Source organism: Comamonas sp. GW821-FHT11H03, from assembly GCF_058807955.1.
This window is the reverse complement of the sequence record NZ_JBXARF010000004.1, coordinates 23,905-39,909: the sequence shown is the minus strand read 5'-3', so window position 1 is coordinate 39,909 and position 16,005 is coordinate 23,905. Positions and strand designations below refer to the sequence as shown.

The 16,005-nt window shown below is 61.4% G+C and carries 15 protein-coding genes and 1 pseudogene; 7 read left to right on the top strand and 9 right to left on the bottom strand.

The window, feature by feature from the left end; all coding sequences use genetic code 11:
* Position 1: 1 nt before the first annotated feature.
* Together ligA and AC1RTQ_RS10570 are read left to right on the top strand one after the other, a co-directional pair.
* A complete protein-coding gene (gene ligA / locus AC1RTQ_RS10575; RefSeq protein ID WP_492875552.1) occupies positions 2 to 2,128 on the top strand; it encodes an NAD-dependent DNA ligase LigA in 2,127 nt (708 codons plus the stop codon).
* 30 nt (positions 2,129 to 2,158) lie between these two features.
* Entirely contained in the window at positions 2,159 to 3,205 is a 1,047-nt protein-coding gene (locus AC1RTQ_RS10570) for a patatin-like phospholipase family protein (RefSeq protein ID WP_492875550.1), read from the top strand.
* A gap of 43 nt (positions 3,206 to 3,248) precedes the next feature.
* On the opposite strand, the gene AC1RTQ_RS10565 is transcribed toward AC1RTQ_RS10570, so the two are convergent.
* From AC1RTQ_RS10565 to AC1RTQ_RS10555, 3 genes are all read right to left on the bottom strand, one after another.
* Positions 3,249 to 3,599, bottom strand: coding sequence for a DsrE family protein (locus AC1RTQ_RS10565; RefSeq protein WP_492875548.1), 351 nt, complete (start codon positions 3,597 to 3,599; stop codon positions 3,249 to 3,251).
* Between the two features lie 75 nt (positions 3,600 to 3,674).
* Entirely contained in the window at positions 3,675 to 4,553 is an 879-nt protein-coding gene (gene dsbG, locus AC1RTQ_RS10560; RefSeq protein WP_492875546.1) for a thiol:disulfide interchange protein DsbG, read from the bottom strand.
* 23 nt (positions 4,554 to 4,576) lie between these two features.
* Positions 4,577 to 5,944 (bottom strand): prolipoprotein diacylglyceryl transferase family protein, encoded by a 1,368-nt coding sequence (locus tag AC1RTQ_RS10555; RefSeq protein WP_492875544.1) that lies wholly within the window; start codon positions 5,942 to 5,944, stop codon positions 4,577 to 4,579.
* A 238-nt stretch (positions 5,945 to 6,182) separates the two neighbouring features.
* Here AC1RTQ_RS10555 and AC1RTQ_RS10550 point away from each other — a divergent pair, with 238 nt between their 5' ends.
* From AC1RTQ_RS10550 to AC1RTQ_RS10535, 4 genes are all read left to right on the top strand, one after another.
* Complete coding sequence (locus AC1RTQ_RS10550; protein ID WP_302090404.1) at positions 6,183 to 6,857, top strand: response regulator; 675 nt, start codon at positions 6,183 to 6,185, stop codon at positions 6,855 to 6,857.
* The gene (locus AC1RTQ_RS10545) at positions 6,857 to 8,680 is read left to right on the top strand and encodes an ATP-binding protein (RefSeq protein ID WP_492875542.1); all 1,824 of its coding nucleotides are present in this window, start codon (positions 6,857 to 6,859) and stop codon (positions 8,678 to 8,680) included. The genes AC1RTQ_RS10550 and AC1RTQ_RS10545 overlap by 1 nt, the downstream gene beginning before the upstream one ends.
* Positions 8,681 to 8,858: 178 nt before the next feature.
* Entirely contained in the window at positions 8,859 to 9,578 is a 720-nt protein-coding gene (locus AC1RTQ_RS10540) for a c-type cytochrome (RefSeq protein ID WP_302090406.1), read from the top strand.
* A 17-nt stretch (positions 9,579 to 9,595) separates the two neighbouring features.
* Positions 9,596 to 10,573, top strand: coding sequence for a c-type cytochrome (locus AC1RTQ_RS10535; RefSeq protein WP_302090407.1), 978 nt, complete (start codon positions 9,596 to 9,598; stop codon positions 10,571 to 10,573).
* Positions 10,574 to 10,858: 285 nt separating this feature from the next.
* Here AC1RTQ_RS10535 and cyoE read toward each other — a convergent pair whose 3' ends face one another.
* From cyoE to AC1RTQ_RS10510, 5 genes and pseudogenes are all read right to left on the bottom strand, one after another.
* Positions 10,859 to 11,764 carry a heme o synthase gene (gene cyoE, locus AC1RTQ_RS10530; protein ID WP_302090408.1) on the bottom strand — a complete coding sequence of 302 codons (906 nt, stop codon included), beginning with the start codon at positions 11,762 to 11,764 and terminating at the stop codon, positions 10,859 to 10,861.
* Positions 11,765 to 11,788: 24 nt separating this feature from the next.
* On the bottom strand, positions 11,789 to 12,967 hold the full coding sequence (locus AC1RTQ_RS10525) for a COX15/CtaA family protein (RefSeq protein WP_492876117.1): 1,179 nt from the start codon (positions 12,965 to 12,967) through the stop codon (positions 11,789 to 11,791).
* Between the two features lie 399 nt (positions 12,968 to 13,366).
* Positions 13,367 to 13,519, bottom strand: a pseudogene (gene rdgC / locus AC1RTQ_RS10520) (recombination-associated protein RdgC); the annotation flags it as partial.
* 115 nt (positions 13,520 to 13,634) lie between these two features.
* The gene (locus tag AC1RTQ_RS10515) at positions 13,635 to 13,808 is read right to left on the bottom strand and encodes a hypothetical protein (RefSeq protein ID WP_492875539.1); all 174 of its coding nucleotides are present in this window, start codon (positions 13,806 to 13,808) and stop codon (positions 13,635 to 13,637) included.
* Positions 13,809 to 13,891: 83 nt separating this feature from the next.
* Positions 13,892 to 14,029: a hypothetical protein gene (locus tag AC1RTQ_RS10510; RefSeq protein ID WP_492875537.1), complete on the bottom strand. Its 138-nt coding sequence runs from the start codon at positions 14,027 to 14,029 to the stop codon at positions 13,892 to 13,894.
* 177 nt (positions 14,030 to 14,206) lie between these two features.
* Between AC1RTQ_RS10510 and AC1RTQ_RS10505 the strand changes: the two genes are divergently transcribed.
* The gene (locus AC1RTQ_RS10505) at positions 14,207 to 14,638 is read left to right on the top strand and encodes a hypothetical protein (RefSeq protein WP_492875535.1); all 432 of its coding nucleotides are present in this window, start codon (positions 14,207 to 14,209) and stop codon (positions 14,636 to 14,638) included.
* 1,056 nt (positions 14,639 to 15,694) lie between these two features.
* Here the strand turns inward: AC1RTQ_RS10505 and AC1RTQ_RS10500 are convergent.
* The gene (locus AC1RTQ_RS10500; RefSeq protein ID WP_492875533.1) at positions 15,695 to 15,874 is read right to left on the bottom strand and encodes a hypothetical protein; all 180 of its coding nucleotides are present in this window, start codon (positions 15,872 to 15,874) and stop codon (positions 15,695 to 15,697) included.
* Positions 15,875 to 16,005 lie beyond the last annotated feature (131 nt).

Genomic DNA, 16,005 nt, shown 5'->3' with positions numbered 1-16,005 from the left:
CATGACCGAGAATTTAGACCTTTTTTCCGCTGAACCCCAGGGCCAGAAGCCATCGACAGCTATCAATGCCGGGGTGCCCGAAAGCGTGACGAGCAAGGCTGCAGCATTGCGCGCCCAACTCCATCAATGGGCACATGAGTACTATGTGCTTGATGCGCCCACGGTTCCCGACGGGGAATATGACCGCGTCTATCGGCAGCTCGAAGCGCTGGAGGGGGCTTACCCCGCACTCGTTACGCCGGACTCTCCGACGCAGCGCGTGATCGGTGCGGTGCTGGACGGTTTGACTCCGGTTCGCCATGCCGTGCCGATGCTGAGCATCCAGACAGAGACCGATAACGAGGCCACGGGTGCGATTGCGTTCGACCAGCGTGTGCGCAAGGAGCTGGGGCTGGATGAATCCGCTGCCGCCATCGAATATGTGGCCGAGCCCAAGTTCGATGGCCTGGCCATGAATCTGCGTTATGAAAATGGCCGCCTGGTGCAGGCCACCACGCGCGGCGATGGTGAGGTGGGGGAGGACGTAACGCACAATATCCGTACCATTCGCCAGATTCCACTGTCCCTGTCCGCGGGCCGCAATGTGCCGCCCGTGGTTGAAGTGCGCGGCGAGGTGCATATGGCCAAGGCCGATCTGGAAAGGCTCAATGCGCGCCAGCAGGCCGCAGGTGCCAAGACCTTTGCCAATCCGCGCAATGCGGCGGCCGGATCGGTCCGTCAGCTCGACTCGAATATCGCGGCTCAGCGTCCTCTGTCGTTCTTCGCCTACGGTCTGGGCGAGATCACGCCGCCGGAGCAGGGCGGGCCGGACTTCGGCACGCACTACGCCATGCTGCAGATGCTGAAATCCTGGGGCTTTCCGGTTGCACCTCAAGTCAGTATTGCGCTGGGTGCTTCTGAACTGGTCGCGTTTCACGAGCGCATCGGCGCCGAGCGCGCCAACCTGCCCTATGAAATCGACGGCGTGGTCTACAAGGTCAACAGCCTGGCCCTGCAGCGTCAGCTGGGCTTCAAGTCGCGCGAGCCGCGCTGGGCCGTGGCACACAAATATCCGGCGCAGGAGATGCCTACGCTCATGGAAGCCATCGATGTGCAGGTGGGGCGCACGGGCAAGCTGACGCCCGTGGCGCGCCTGGCTCCTGTGCAGGTGGGCGGTGTGGTGGTGACCAATGCCACGCTGTCCAATCTGTTCGACATCCGCAAGAAAGGTGTGCGCGTGGGCGATCAGGTCATCGTGCGTCGCGCGGGCGATGTGATTCCCGAGGTGGTGGGACGGGTGCCAGGCAAGCGGCCTGCTTATGTGCCCAACTTCCGCATGCCCAAGACCTGTCCCATCTGCGGCAGCGAGGTGGTGCGCGAAAAAGGCGAGGCCAATCACCGCTGCACGGGCGGCCTGTTCTGTGGCGCGCAGCGCAAGGAAGCAATCTTGCACTTTGCTCATCGCCGTGCCATGGACATCGAAGGTCTGGGCGACAAGCTGGTCGACCAGCTCGTGGATGCCCAGGTGGTGCGCGTGCTGCCTGACCTTTACCGGCTGGGTCTGAGCTCGCTGGCAGCGCTCGATCGCATGGCCGAGAAGTCGGCCCAGAACGTGCTGGCTGCCCTGGAGAAATCCAAGCACACCACGCTGCAGCGCTTTCTGTTTGGTCTGGGCATTCGCAATGTAGGCGAATCCACGGCCAGGGATCTGGTCAAGCATTTCGGCAAGCTCGACGCCATCATGGACGCCAGCGTTGAGGAGTTGCTGCAGGTCAAGGATGTCGGGCCGGTGGTGGCCGACAGCATTCACACCTTTTTTGCCCAGCCCCATAACCGCGAGGTGGTGGAGCAACTGCGCGCCTGCGGTGTGCACTGGGAGGAAGGCGAGCCGGCCGAGAAGGCGCCTCAGATTCTGGCTGGGCTGACCGTGGTGCTGACCGGCACCTTGCCCACGTTGGGCCGCGACACCGCCAAGGATATGCTGGAGGCAGCGGGTGCCAAGGTTTCGGGTTCGGTCAGCAAAAAGACCAGCTATGTGGTCGCAGGGGCGGAGGCGGGCAGCAAGCTGGCCAAGGCCGAGGAGCTGGGCGTGCCTGTGCTGGACGAAGCTGGCATGCTGGCACTGCTAAGGGGCGAGCAGCCCGGTTGAGTCGACTGTAGAAGCAGCAAGGAGGGCCACATGAATAAATTGCGACGCAAACCCGTTGTGGGCCTGGCCCTGGGCAGCGGCTCCGCAAGAGGCTGGGCGCATTTTGGCGTGCTGCGCGCGCTGCGCGAGGCCGGTGTCAGCCCCGACGTCATCTGCGGCACTTCCATTGGCTCATTGGTCGGTGCAACCTATGCGGCCGGAGAAATGGATGCCTTCGAGAGCTGGGTGCTGGGCCTGGGCAAACGCAAGGTCTTCGGCTTCATGGACTTCAATCTGGGCGGCGGATTGCTCAAGGGCGAGAAGATCCTCGAGTTCTGGCGCGAGAATTTCGTCCAGGAAACCGTGGAGCAACTGAGCATGCCGTTCGGCTGCGTCGCCACCGATCTGCAGACAGGTGCCGAGGTCTGGCTGCGCAAGGGCTCGATTGCCGAGGCTGTGCGCGCGTCCATCGCCTTGCCCGGCCTGTTCACGCCCGTGATGCGGGAGGGGCGACTGCTGGTCGATGGCGGTTTGGTCAACCCGGTGCCGGTGTCGCTGGCGCGCGCTATGGGCGCTGACATCGTCATCGCCGTCGATTTGAATGCCGACATCATGCGCAGGCATATGAAGCCCGTGGACATGAGCGAGAGCGAGCTCAATCTGCATGCCCGTGAGCTCAAGGTCTCGCAACTGCATCTGGAAGAGGAAGAGCCCCCGGTACCGCTGGGCCAGATTCCCGAAGCTCTGGCGGCGAATGGCTCACCGCTCGGTTGGACGGGCGCATGGAAGCGCAGCATGACGAGCGTGAAGACATTGTCCTCATCCGTCATGCGCAGGGGGCGCAAGGGGGAGGGAGATGTCGAGGACGATGCTTCTGCGCCTGTGCCCTCGCTGGTCAATGTGGTCATGGCCAGTGTCAACATCATGCAGATGCGCATCACCCGCAGTCGTATGGCGGGTGACCCGGCCGAGGTGCTGATTGCTCCGCGCCTCTCGCATGTCGGGCTGATGGACTTCTACCGTGGGCGCGAGTCCATCGATGAGGGCTATGCCGCAACCCAGCTGGCATTGCCTGCGCTCAAGGACTGGGGTCTTTAGCCCGGGGCGCACGCGGCTCTGGAGTGCCGAGGACGCAGCCTGCTCAGCTGCGGATATAGGTCCAGCCATCCTGCTGCATGCGGGCGATGGCTTCGACGGCGCCCATGGGCAGCACCTGAATATTGTCCGGTGCGCCGATGCCAGCATTCCTGAGCGTGTTGGGGCACAGCAGCACATGTGCCAGAGCCGGTCCCATGTCGTCCGGCTGCTCCAGTACGGCTTGAACGGCCTGGGCATTGACGACAATCCAGACCTCCAACTCAGGGTTGGCGGCTTTCAGGTTCTTGAAGTTGCCGCGTGCGCGCAGCAGTGCTTGCGTGCTGGGGGCGTGCAGCACGATGCGAGTGTCGGGGTGCAGGGCGGGCAGCAGGGTGTTCCAGTCGGGTTGGCTCATGGTATTTGGGCAGATTTGCTATCGAAATGATAGCTTTTTGCAAATTCTGTGTAAGGCTATGCGGCGGTTTGAATCCTAATGTGCGGGCGACTTGGCAGGAGCTTTGTCCATCAGCTCGTCCAGCAGCCCGGGAGGCATGCCGGTGCGGATCTGCACCACTCCCTGGGCATTCTTCCAGATCGTCGCGGGTGTGGCACGCAGGCCTGCATTGCTCATCAGCGCGGCGTTGTTGGTCAGTGCGTCGCGGGCCGACAGGGGGATGCGCTGCAGCGGTGCAATACCCAGGGCATCGGGATTCTTGCCATGAGCGTCGGCATAGGCCATGGCGTGGCTGGCAAGAGCTTGCTCGGGTGCCTTGGAGGCCAGAATGGCGGCAGCCTTGCCTTCGCTGCTGGGGCGCAGCATGCCCACCAGAATATGGCGCAACTGCAACTGGCCAGCTTGCACCAGTGGCCTGGCATCGCGCCAGAGCTGGTTGCAATAGGGGCAGTTGGGATCGGTGAACACGTAGGCGATGCGGGCGGCATCGGGCCTGCCGTCGCCAATCCAGTGCGTACGCTCTAGATCGGTCCAGAACTCCTGACCCATGGGCTTTTGCACGGCATTGTGCAAGGCCTTGGCGTTGACATCCTTGCCCTGGGCATCAATGACGGTGCCAATCACCCAGTGCTTGCCGTCAGGCATTCGGTAGATGGGAATGGGCTGCTGGTCGCGGTAGGCGGCCCAGGCCTTGAGGCCGCCGGAGCTCTGCATGGGGCCTACGATCTGCAGGCCTTGCTCGGCGAGAAACAGTGCTGAGGGCAGGTCGCTGCTTGCCGCACTGCTTGCTGCAGCGCTGCTGGCGGCAATCACGTCGCGGGTATAGGCGACGGCCACCACGGTGGCTGCGGCTGCAGCGAAGATGGGGAGCGTCAGCGCCGCCAATTGGCGTGACAGGGGCTGTAAACGTGGCACGATAAACCTTTGTCCATCTTGAGTCATGGGGCCTGTGTTGGAGGCGCAATGATGCGCAACTGCTCGCTCAGGCTGGCGCGGGAGAGCTCCCCCGTACGCGTGGACCGCAGGTGTCCGTTCGCGTCATAGAAATAGGTGGATGGCAGGGAGCGTTGCTGCCAGTGCTGACCGGCAAGCTGGTCGGGGTCCAGGAGCACCTGGGCAGGGGGCAGAGGCATGGACTGCAAATAGCGCAGCACTGCAGCGGCGTCTTCACCCTGGTTGATCCAGATGAAACGCACGCCTGGATGGTCTTTTTGCGCCTGGGCCAGTACCGGCATCTCGCGCTTGCAGGGTGGGCACCAACTGGCCCAGAGGTTGATGACCAGCGGTTGACCGCCGTAGCTGCGCAGATCCGTGGGCTGAGTGGCTGCGCTGACCAGCGTCAAAGAGGGGAGTGAAGACTCCGGAGGCTCAACCCAATTTCGCAGTGCGTAGGCTGCCATCAGGATGAAGGCACCCACACCCAGGGACTGCAGTACGCCACGTTTCAGGAGCGCATGGCTGCGGCAGCTCCAGGCTGCCCAGACAGCCGCCACCAGCAGTCCGGCCCAGAGGTTCCAGCCACCGTCGCGAATATCCAGAATCTGCAACACGCTGGCGGGAGATGCGCTCACGGGTGCCCAGTACTCGGGCCACCATTGCACGACGTAGGCCGTGCGCGCCGCCAACAGTCCAGCAAGCGTGGCCTGAAGCAGCAGAGTCTCTACAGGCTGATTGCTTTGACGCTGCCTGAGTCGCCCCCACCACTGGCTGGCAAGCAATGCCAGGAATGCGGCAAGAGCCATGGTGGGCAGAGCGAGAGGGCCTATCCGCACACTGGCGGGCAAGGCCAGTGCCTGCAACAAGCCGGGTTGAGCTGCTTCGGTATTGCCTTCGTTCAGGGCTGGAGTCGGGGCATCCGCATTCCTGTCCATGCCTGCTTGAGCGGCGCTGATGCTCTGCTGCTGTACCGGGTAGCAGATGCCTACCTCGGCACAGCCTTGCCATTGCAGCTCCAGCGGCCATTGCGTCGACCGTTCAGGCAGCGCGGCCTGAATGCGCAACTCCCGGTGAAAGACCTGCACACGGCCAAAAAAAGCATCGCTCAGGGTCTGACTTTCAGGAATCTTCAGCGGTATTGGCTGACCCTGAGCATCGAGTATGCGCAACTGGTCGCGGTAGAGATAGTGACCAGGGGCAATGTTCCAATGCAGCTCCAGCAGGCGGCTGCCATCAGCCTCTGTCTTGATGGCGCTTTGCTCGGGGCGGACCAGCTCGAAAGCCTGTTCTGCAGTCAGGATTTCGGGTTGCGCAGAGGGCTTGTCGGCATCCAGGCTGGGCAGGGCCAGCGGCTGTGCCCAGGCAGTCATCCCCGTCAGCAGGACTGAAAGCAGAACGAGGGCTGCGGCAGGGCGAAGAGACATGAATGGTGGAGGCTGAGCGTCTTGGATGAGGCAGTCGCGCATTTTGGGTGGAAGGGATTAAGTAGGGGTTAACGCTGCGAAAAGATAAATCTGCGATGCTCGGCCGATTCGGATAAACAAGGCGCGTAACGGGTACTCACATCTCTGGATGTGATGGTGCGGGTGGCGGTTGCGCAGTGAAAAAATGCATGTGCTGTTAGTGGAAGATAACGCTTTGGTCGCCAGCGGGGTGAAGGCGGGCCTGCAGCTACAGGGCTTTGGCGTGGACGTGGTGGGTTGCGCCAGCCAGGCTGATGCGGCGCTTAAATCCTCCCACTTCGATGTGTGTGTGCTGGATCTGGGGCTGCCCGATGAGGACGGTCTGCATCTGCTGGCGCGGTGGCGCCGGCAGGGGCTGGAGCTGCCGGTGCTGGTGCTGACCGCACGTGATGCAGTGGGCCAGCGGATCGAAGGCTTGCAGACCGGGGCCGACGACTATCTGGTCAAACCCTTCGATCTGCACGAGCTGGCGGCGCGGCTGCATGCGCTGCTGCGCCGGGCGGCGGGGCGTACCGTGGACTGGATTGTGCTGGGCGATGTCAAAGTGGATCTGGCCGCCGGCCAGGCCATGCGTGAGGGCAGCATCGTGGACCTGTCGCGTCGTGAATGGGCGTTGCTGCGCGCACTCCTGCAGTCGCCGGGGCGAGTGCTGAGCCCCGAGCAACTGCGCGACAGCCTCTATGGTTACAGCCTTGATGTGGAGAGCAACGCGGTCAATGTGCATGTGCACCATCTTCGTCGCAAGCTGGGCTCGGACATGGTGGAGACCGTGCGTGGCGTGGGCTTCAGATTAGGGCGCGTGCAGGCAGGCAGTTGCTGATGCGCAGCCTGCGGGTCCGTTTGCTGGTCTGGCTTTGTCTGGCGCTGTGCACTTTGTGGGGCGGTGTGGCCGCCTGGATGTTTGCCGGCATGAGGCATGAGTTGCGCTCCGTGCTCGACGACCGACTGATTGCATCGGCCCGCATGGTGGCAGGCATTGTCCACCAGTTCAAGCCGCACAACGCCAGTCCCGAGGACTGGGGTCCCATGCTCAATGTGGTGGCACGTGATGGTGTGGCTTGCGAGGTCAGCATGATTCGCAGCGAAGTGCATACCGCACCTGCGCATGATGCTATGGATTCTGAGGCAAATGCTGCGTCGGACGAAGTGGGCGGAAAGGCGGCTCGCCCTGCACTGATTCCTGCATCTCCGTTGGATGTGCCGCGCGCCGGAACCGTAAAGACCGACCGTTCCGGGGATTCCGCAAATACGGCTCCCGAGCGGGCGACCGAGCCTGCCGATTCTCATGTGCTGGCTCGCACTGCGGGTGCGCCCAGCTTCCAGGGGCCGCTGCCGCTGGGCTTCTCGAGCATCACCAAAGGCGGCAAGCCCTGGCGCACCTATGTGTTTGAGGAGCACGGTGTGCGCATTGCGACGGCCGACCGCATCGATGTGCGCGAGGGACTGATCCATGGTTTCGCCTACACCATCATCCTGCCCTTTGTGCTGGCGCTGCTGGCCAGCATGGTGTTGATGTGGTGGGGGGTGACGCGCGGGCTGCACCCTCTTGAGTCGCTGCGCCAGGAGTTGAGTGAGCGTCCGCCCGGAGATGATTCTCCCGTGGTGCAAGGCAGGCAGGTCAAGGAGCTGGCGCCACTGGTGCAGACCATCAATCACTTGCTGCAGCGTGTGCACAGAGCCATTGAGCGCGAGCGTCGCTGGAGCGACGATGCCGCCCATGAACTGCGCACTCCGTTGACTGCCGTCAAGACCCATGTGCAGGTGGCGCAGATGGCGGTGGCCAATGCGGGGTCTCAGATGGTGGCGTTGAGGGATCAGCCCGGCGCTGGCACAGTGAGTGCTGTTCCCAGGCCGATTTCGGAGACCGCGCAGTGGCAGATGACCCGGCAGGCGCTGGAGCAGGCGGGGGAAGGCGTGGAGCATTTGCAGCACACGCTTGAGCAATTGCTGCTCTTGGCCAGGCTGGATTGTCAGCCGGTGAGCGAATATGCAGGAGGTTCTCGTGCCATGGCTTGCGGTAGCGAACCCGCCTGTGCTTGGGAGGCTCTGGAAAAAGCCTGGGGGTTGGCCGCCACGGCCATTCCTTCGGGCTCGCAGCGCCTGCGCTGGTTGCCTCAGCAAGCCCTGAATGACGCCAGGCTGCAGGACTTGCGCGTGGCCGTGCCTCAGCCCCTGCTGGTGTCGGCATTGCGCAATCTGCTGGAAAATGCCTTGCGCTATGGGCGGCAGGCAGCTGACGAGCAGGGCGACTCCGCGGTGCTGCTGGGCCTGCGCCATATTCCGCAGCTGGCGCAGGTCGGCGGCGACAAGCTACAGGCGACGCTTGTGAATCCTGCCGGTTATGTGGAGTTCACGGTGGTCGACCATGGGCCAGGGCTGAGCAGCGAGGACTGTGCCGTGGCGACCCAGCGCTTCTGGCGCAAGCAGCATCAGGCCCATGGCAGCGGTCTGGGGCTGGCGATTGTGCAGCGCATTGCACAGTGCAGCGACGGTGAACTGGAGTTGCTGCCTTTGGCGCAGTGGCAGCAGCATAAGGGCTATGCGTTCGAGCCAATGCAAGACGGACTGGCGCCAGAAGCAGTGACGGGGCTGGTGGTGCGTTTATGCCTGCCGGTGAAGTCCTGTGCTGCGCCGCCTGATTAGTCAGCTTGGGGCAATTGTTTGCAGCATTAATTGGCTCTTAATCTTCTGTGGGTATCTTCGGGCAATGTGCTTGCTGTCATCGGGCTGCTTTGGCTCGCGACATGCTAGGTCAAACGTCGGCGTTCAGCAAACGCCTGATGTGCGGCAGATCTGAGCCGCTTAAACCTCCATTCCCAAGATGAATCGCTTGAACACAAAGACTCTGCCCCGGTCGTGGGTGGCTGTCGGCATTTCCATGCTGATGGCGACCAGCGCCTGGGCTCAAGAACCTGCTGCCGCCAAGGCTGCATTGAGCGGCAATGCCGCTGCCGGTGCAAAGATTGCTCAGTCTGGCTCGGCCGGCGGTGCGGCTGCCTGCGTCACCTGCCATGGTGCCAAGGGCGAGGGCCAGCCTGGCTTCCCCGCACTGGCGGGTCAGCACGCCGGTTACCTGGAGCGTCAGCTGAACCAGCTGGCGGCTGGTGCTCGTCAGTCGGCTGTCATGGCTCCCATGGCCAAGGCCTTGAGCGAGCAGGAACGCGCGGATGTGGCCGCCTATTACGCCAGCCTGCAACTGCCCATCAAGAGCGTGCGCGGTGCCTTGCCCGGCAAGAGCGACGATAGCGGTGCCTGGTTGGTCGAGCGTGGTCGCTGGGCCGACGGCATTCCTGCCTGTGCGCAGTGCCATGGTCCCGGTGGCGTGGGCGTGGGCAAGGACTTTCCGGCCATCGGCCATCTATCTGCCGACTATATGCAAAGTCAGATCGATGCCTGGAACAAGGGGCAGCGCGAGGCCGGCCCACTGGGACTGATGGGAGCTGTGGCCAAGAAGCTCACGGCCGATGACGTCAAGGCCGTTGCTGCGTACTACCAGCGCCTGCACAACCCCGCTGCTGCCGCAGCAACCACCAAGCCTTAAGAGTTCGGGAGTTGACAATGTCGGACAAACAACAAGCTGCTTCCAAGAGCTCCAATCTCGCTGAATACGCCGTGGTGGCCTGCCTGTTCGCAGGTCTGGGTGGCGCGCTCTGGTATGGCATGAGTATCAGCAGCCCCAAGAAAGCCGAAGAACCAGCCAAGGTGGCCGCGCCTGCCGCAGAAGCCAAGGCCGTGACAGTGGCCGCCAAGCCTGGCGAATTCACACCTCCCGGCGTCAGCGACTACCCGGAAGGCCCCATGGGCGAGTGGGTGCGCCGTGGCGAAGCGATCTTCACACGCACCCCGGTCAATGCCGTAGGCTTCTCGGGCAACCCGCTGAGCTGCACCAATTGCCACCTCGATGCGGGTCGTTTGAAGGGCGCTGCCCCCATGTGGGGGGCATACCCCATGTATCCGGCCTATCGCAAGAAGACCGACCATGTGGACACTTTTGCCGAGCGCGTGCGCGGCTGCTTCATGTACTCCATGAATGGCAAGGCGCCGGACGACGGCCATGACATTCTGGTGGCACTGGAGTCCTATGCCTACTGGATGGCTCAGAAGGCCCCCACGGGCGAGAAGTTGCCTGGTGCAGGTTTCAAGAAGGCGGGAAAGCCCGAAGAGACTCCCACCTATGAAGCCGGTGCCAAGGTTTATGAAGCCAAGTGCGCGCTATGCCATGCTGCGGACGGCAAGGGCCAGTTTGTCGGCGATGTGGCCGTGTTCCCGCCGCTGTGGGGCAAGGACTCCTATAACTGGGGTGCGGGCATGCATGACATCGACAAGGCTGCCAACTTCATCAAGAACAATATGCCTTACGGCAATGCAACGCTGAGCGATCAGGAAGCCTGGGATGTGGCGACATTTATCAACAGCCAGGAGCGTGGCCAGGATCCTCGCTTCAACGGCAATCTCCAGGCAACGGCCGAAAAGCACCATGGCACATACTCCATGTACGGCAAGGAAGTGAACGGCAAGCTGCTCAAGGGTCTGTAAATGGACGCTTGATCGGAGTCCGCTGGATGCCACTCAAGGCCAGCCCTGTAGTCGGGGCTGGCCTTTTTGATGATCGGGGTCGTCAGAATGCGTGTCCAGCTAAGTAGTCGTCGAGCCATCGGCGGTACGTTGCGCCCTGTTCACGGGGCCCAGGGCTTGCAGGGCTGAACAAGATCCATTGAATCTGCACTCAAACGCAGACTCGGAAAGCACGGAAAAATCACTTTTTGATAGTCGTAAAAAAGCCCGGCGAGCCGGGCTTTTGCAATGGTAGGGCTTGAAAGGTCAGGCCATGAACAGGTAGTGATCCACGAGCAGGGCGAGAAACAGCAGGCTCAGGTGAAGCAGTGAAAAACGGAAGGTGCGGCGCGACAGCTCGTCCGAGTAATTGCGGTACAGGGCCACGGCATAGGCGATGAAGCCTGCACCCAGAACGACAGCCGCGAACAGGTACAGCCAGCTGCTCATGCCGTACATGAAGGGCAGCAGACCGGCCGCAAACAGCACAACGGTGTAGAGCAGAATCTGCAGGCGCGTGTATTCGCTGCCATGGGTCACGGGCAGCATGGGCAGGCCGGATTGGCGATAGTCCTCCACGCGGTACAGGGCCAGGGCCCAGAAGTGGGGCGGAGTCCAGAGGAAGATGATGAGGAACAGAATCAGTGCCTCGGGGCCGACATTGCCTGTCATGGCGGCCCAGCCCAGCACGGGCGGCATGGCGCCTGAAGCCCCGCCGATCACGATGTTCTGTGGCGTGGCTGGCTTGAGAACCACGGTGTAGATCACCGCATAGCCGACAAAGGTGGCCAGTGTCAGCCACATCGTCAGAGCATTGGTCCAGACCAGCAAAATCGTGGCGCCAATCATGCAGAGAATGGCCGAGAAGGCCAGTGCCTGCTGACTGGAGAGTTCGCCGCGCGCCGTGGGGCGCCAGGATGTGCGCTTCATCTTGGCATCGATATGACGCTCCACCAGGCAATTGAAGGCCGCAGCGGCAGCCGCTACCAGCCAGATGCCGGCGCAGGCAACGCCCATATGTATCCACTGATTGGCCGTTGGCCAACCGGGAACGGCCAGCACCATGCCGATCAGGGCGCAGAACACGATGAGCTGCACCACGCGAGGCTTGGTCAGTGCATAGAACTGGCTGATTCGCGAGGTGTTGTTCAACAAGGATTCACTTTGACTCATGCAATCACTCTTTTACGCTATGCCTCAGGCTGGGCGGCGCGCCATTTCGAGCCCGGGGGCGGCGACGGCATTTGCGCGCGTCACGGCCAGACTCCAGACCACAGTCGTTACCAGGGCCGCGGCTCCACCGGTGTGGAGCACGGCCGCAACCAGGGGCCAGTCCAACACCACATTGGACAGACCCGTCAAAACTTGCAGCACTGCAAAAAATCCCAGCAGCCGGCGCTGCTTGGCCAGTGCAGGAGCATGGTGCAATGCCCACCACAGAGCAGCCAGTGCCAGAACCACCACATAGGCCGCCAGACGGTGGGTGTAGTGAATGGCGGTCAGCGCTTCGAAGCTGATGTTGCTGCCGTCCTTGAGCATGCCCAGAGGGCGCCAGATCTGCAGTGCTTCGGTAAAATTCATGGCTGGCCACCAGCTCTCCTGACAGCCGGGGAAGGTCGTGCAGGCCAGCACAGCGTAATTGGTGCTGACCCAGCCGCCCAAGCTTACCTGGGCAATGAGCAGTGCCAGGCAAAGCCACAGCACGATGCGCAAGCCTCTGGCGATCAGGGCCGGAGAGCGGCCAGCTTGCTGCTGGCTCAGGCCCGATGCGGGAATGGCCAGCAATGCCAGCAAGCCAGTGCCGCCCAGCAGGTGCAGGGTGACGATGGCCGGAAACAGTTTCATGGTGACCGTCAAGGCGCCGAAAGCGCCCTGTATGCAGACCCATACCAGAGCCAGAGTCGGCCACCAGGGGTTGGCAGCGCCTCTGAAAGAGGTGTGTTGACCCGTTAGCCTGGCCGCCCGTGCCTGCTTCCAGCTCATGACCGTCATGGCAATGATGAGCACGCCGACCGTGGTCGCCAGATAGCGGTGAATCATTTCCACCCAGGCCTTGCCATGGGTGACCGGGCCGGTCGGCATGGCTGCTTGCGCTTCGGAGATCTGGGCATGGGCGGCGATAGGACTGGCCGTGCCATAGCAGCCTGGCCAGTCAGGGCAGCCCAGGCCCGAGTCTGTCAGACGTGTGAAGGCGCCGAATAGAACCAGATCGAAGGTCAGGAACAATGTCAGCACGCATAGCGCCTGAAGGCGCCTGCCGGAACCCGAGCTGCGATTGCGCCACCAGACCCAGCACAAAGGCCCCAGGGCCAGCGCCAGACCGAAAGCCATCAGCTCCAGCGCAGGAGCCAGGTCATAAAGCTGCTGCTCTGTCATGCCGCAGCCCCGCAGGCCGGCTTCCATCGTCCAGCCGCCTGTGCTTCAGACAGGGCGCGGCGGTCAGCGGCCAGGAAAAAATCGCAGAAGCAAAGCGGCATGATTCGGCAGGGGCGGTCAGTACTGAGCCAGTATTTACAGAAATTATTGAAGATCTTGGTCAAGCGCAAAAACGAGAGGAACCAGCTTGCCCGCAGCGAGCCTTGCGTGCTCCAGAGCCAGGACTCTGCTCGACGCTTGGAGCGGCAGTTGAATGCAGGCTCTTTGATCGCGCACAATTTTACCCATGTGATTTGAGGCTAGGCAGTCGTGACCGGAGTGTCCCTAACAATGAGGAAGAAAGGCTTGTTCTCAATACCCTGCTCTCGGGAAAACTCCGAGGCAAAAAATTGCCAAAATGCTCCGATAGCGCATCACCCACTGCCCAGCCACAGACTCTACCAGCGGGCCGTGCTGCTCGCCGCGCGGTGGCACCCAGCCCACGGAGCGCCCTTGCGTGGCGCCGCACTCCTCAAAGACTGTCTTCTGCAGGACATCCTCCAGCACCTGCATATCGCCTTGTCAGCCCTTGGCAATGCGGTAAATGGTCATGCTCTTGAACAGCAGGACTCCAGAAAAGAGAAAGCCACCGGATCGGTGGCGGGGTGCTTGGAGTAGGGCGCTGCGGTCACGGCAGCACCTTCAGGCATTGCACGGTCTTTTCGTCCAGCCATTCGGCATGCATGCCGGGGCAGGCGCACTCGCACTCGTCGCGCAGGCTCTGGGCGATGGTCTGGTGCTCATCTGCCTGGGCATCTGGTACGGCCAGCCATGCAAAACCCAGGCAGATGGCAACGATCAAGATCAGGGCTTCAAGTAGCTTTGTCGTGTTTTCATCCCTTAGCGCCTATGCAGAAAGCGCGAGCAGCTATCAAATTTGAATTATCAGATGGGCCCCGCCTCAGGCGTGAGCGCCATGACCACGGCCGCGCCGACCAGGCAGAATAGGCCGAAGCCAGTGAGTGCCCATTGCGCGGCGAGCAGTAGCTTGGTGGTGTGGGCAGTGGTTGGAGTCGAATGCATGGAGTCTCCTGTGGGCAAAGAAAAAGCCCGTGAGCGTTGGCTGCGGGCTTTGGTTGAGAGTGGCGCTTTGCGCGGTGATTAGGTGGTCAAGTTCATGTCGCACCGCTGGAGCTGCGCTGGTCAATTGGCTCGATTAGCTTGATATGCTGACAAGTCATCAGAATTAATGGGGAAGCTATGTCGAGTTTGGGATCGATCGCGCTTGTCGTTGGTGGAGCATTGAGCGCGTTTGCCGCTTTAGCGCATTTGGTGTGTATCGCAATTGGCGCTCCCGCATACCGGGTAATGGGAGCGAGTGATCGGATGGTCCGAGCTGCCGAGCAAGGCAAACCTCGGCCAGTACTGATAACGCTTTTCATCGCAATGATATTGTTCATCTGGGCTGGCTACGCATTGGCAGGGGCTGGCGTCATTGAGCCTCTGCCGCTAACCAAACTCGCTCTCACAGCTATCTGTGCTGTGTATCTGGTGCGGGCGGTTGCTTTCCCATTTCTCAAGCCGGTGTTCCCTGAAAACACGCAGACTTTTTGGCTGGTGTCATCTGGCATCTGTCTTGTGATTGGGCTGTTTCACTTGGTTGGCCTCGTTGAGTTGTGGGGCGCGCTCTAAGCATTTTTCTGATCAGCATGCAGTGCCTTGCACAAGCGCTCTTGATGACAAAAGAAAGCCCGCTAGCGGTTGCTGCGGGCTTGAATAAAGAGCCGGTGACCCTTTCGGGCCATGCCTGGGGAAGAGGTCAGAAAGGGAGGGAGGAAAGATCCCAGGCCCGGCGTAACAGGTAGATGGGGTCGAATTCTGCTTGATGCTTTTCAGGCGATCAATAGGAGTTCGGCTTACCTAAAACAGGTGGTGTGCCATCTGGTGTGGCCACTCTCGCCACGCCGCGAAGATCGCGCCGAGTTCCTAATTGACGGCAACACAGGCGAAGTCCAGAGTTGCCGTACCTGCTTGAGTGGTCACGCCAGATAGCCCCCGCTACTTTCCCGGGGTGTTCATGATGGGCACCTAAGACAGGTGCGATTACCCTCTTGCAGTATTCCGCCAATCCCTTGCAGGCCTGGTTTGTAAGAACCGGGGAGCCGACCCCCGGTACCATCAAGAAAAAGAGTGGATCACCGGGCTTTCGGTCTGTCGGTGGCGGCATCTCGGATTGCCAAACTCCACGGCCGGTTGCAGTTTTTCAGCGTCGCGCTCTTTCTGGATGGCCCCGCTATAGCCCTGTGGGATAGGGCACATGCATGCCACATGCTGGCTAAGCGCTCACATTTCAGAATCTCCAGAAGCAAAAAAGCACCTTGTGGTGGCTTCGGTGCTCTTCGCTAACCCATTGGCAACGCAGCTTGTCAGTGGTGCATCAGAAAGTACTGACCTTTGCCGCTATTGCCTACGTTGCTGCTGCTGCTCTTCCTCATTCTTTTCTTTCGGGACACGAGGCTTGTCTTGTTGCTGTGGAGCTGGTAGCCCATCGGTAACAAAAAACATCAGTTTCAAGGTGTCCCAAAAGGTTGGGGTAGAGATGGGAATGGGGTTACCTGACAAATAGAGCTCCGGTCTAAGGTGGCTGGTCAAGATTGACTGCCTTGTCCCAAGGTACTCTTTTAAATGACCTTAAACGGTGCCCTTGAAAAATAGACGCTCGCCATGTTGTCGAATCTGCAGCCGCGATCAGTCGATGAAGCCAAGGTCGCGCAGTGCTTCAGTCTCCTGGGTGTACTCAGCGTCCTTGATCAGCAGCGTGCCGTCTGGGCCATAGATATTGCGCTGGGGCACACCCATGGCCTGCGCAACGCGTTCGACTCTGTAGCCGTGTCGCTCCCAAATTTCGGTGGTGTTTATGCGTGTCATGGATTCACTTTACCCAAACCGAAGCCCCGCAAGCAATGCTCTGGTTTGCGCCCTGATTTCGCTCAGGGGCTGGCGCTGCTTGCTGGGTGGGCTTCCCGCTCTACTGCAGCCGCCCTGGCATTGAAGGCTGC

Coding starts and splice junctions, on each gene's coding strand:
- AC1RTQ_RS10540 (WP_302090406.1), top strand. CDS start 8,859: ATGAATCGCTTGAACACAAAGACTCTGCCCCGGTCGTGGGTGGCTGTC.
- AC1RTQ_RS10550 (WP_302090404.1), top strand. CDS start 6,183: ATGCATGTGCTGTTAGTGGAAGATAACGCTTTGGTCGCCAGCGGGGTG.
- AC1RTQ_RS10535 (WP_302090407.1), top strand. CDS start 9,596: ATGTCGGACAAACAACAAGCTGCTTCCAAGAGCTCCAATCTCGCTGAA.
- AC1RTQ_RS10510 (WP_492875537.1), bottom strand. CDS start 14,029: ATGCATTCGACTCCAACCACTGCCCACACCACCAAGCTACTGCTCGCC.
- AC1RTQ_RS10555 (WP_492875544.1), bottom strand. CDS start 5,944: ATGACTGCCTGGGCACAGCCGCTGGCCCTGCCCAGCCTGGATGCCGAC.
- AC1RTQ_RS10565 (WP_492875548.1), bottom strand. CDS start 3,599: ATGAGCCAACCCGACTGGAACACCCTGCTGCCCGCCCTGCACCCCGAC.
- AC1RTQ_RS10525 (WP_492876117.1), bottom strand. CDS start 12,967: ATGACAGAGCAGCAGCTTTATGACCTGGCTCCTGCGCTGGAGCTGATG.
- AC1RTQ_RS10545 (WP_492875542.1), top strand. CDS start 6,857: ATGCGCAGCCTGCGGGTCCGTTTGCTGGTCTGGCTTTGTCTGGCGCTG.
- cyoE (WP_302090408.1), bottom strand. CDS start 11,764: ATGAGTCAAAGTGAATCCTTGTTGAACAACACCTCGCGAATCAGCCAG.
- ligA (WP_492875552.1), top strand. CDS start 2: ATGACCGAGAATTTAGACCTTTTTTCCGCTGAACCCCAGGGCCAGAAG.
- AC1RTQ_RS10505 (WP_492875535.1), top strand. CDS start 14,207: ATGTCGAGTTTGGGATCGATCGCGCTTGTCGTTGGTGGAGCATTGAGC.
- AC1RTQ_RS10500 (WP_492875533.1), bottom strand. CDS start 15,874: ATGACACGCATAAACACCACCGAAATTTGGGAGCGACACGGCTACAGA.
- AC1RTQ_RS10570 (WP_492875550.1), top strand. CDS start 2,159: ATGAATAAATTGCGACGCAAACCCGTTGTGGGCCTGGCCCTGGGCAGC.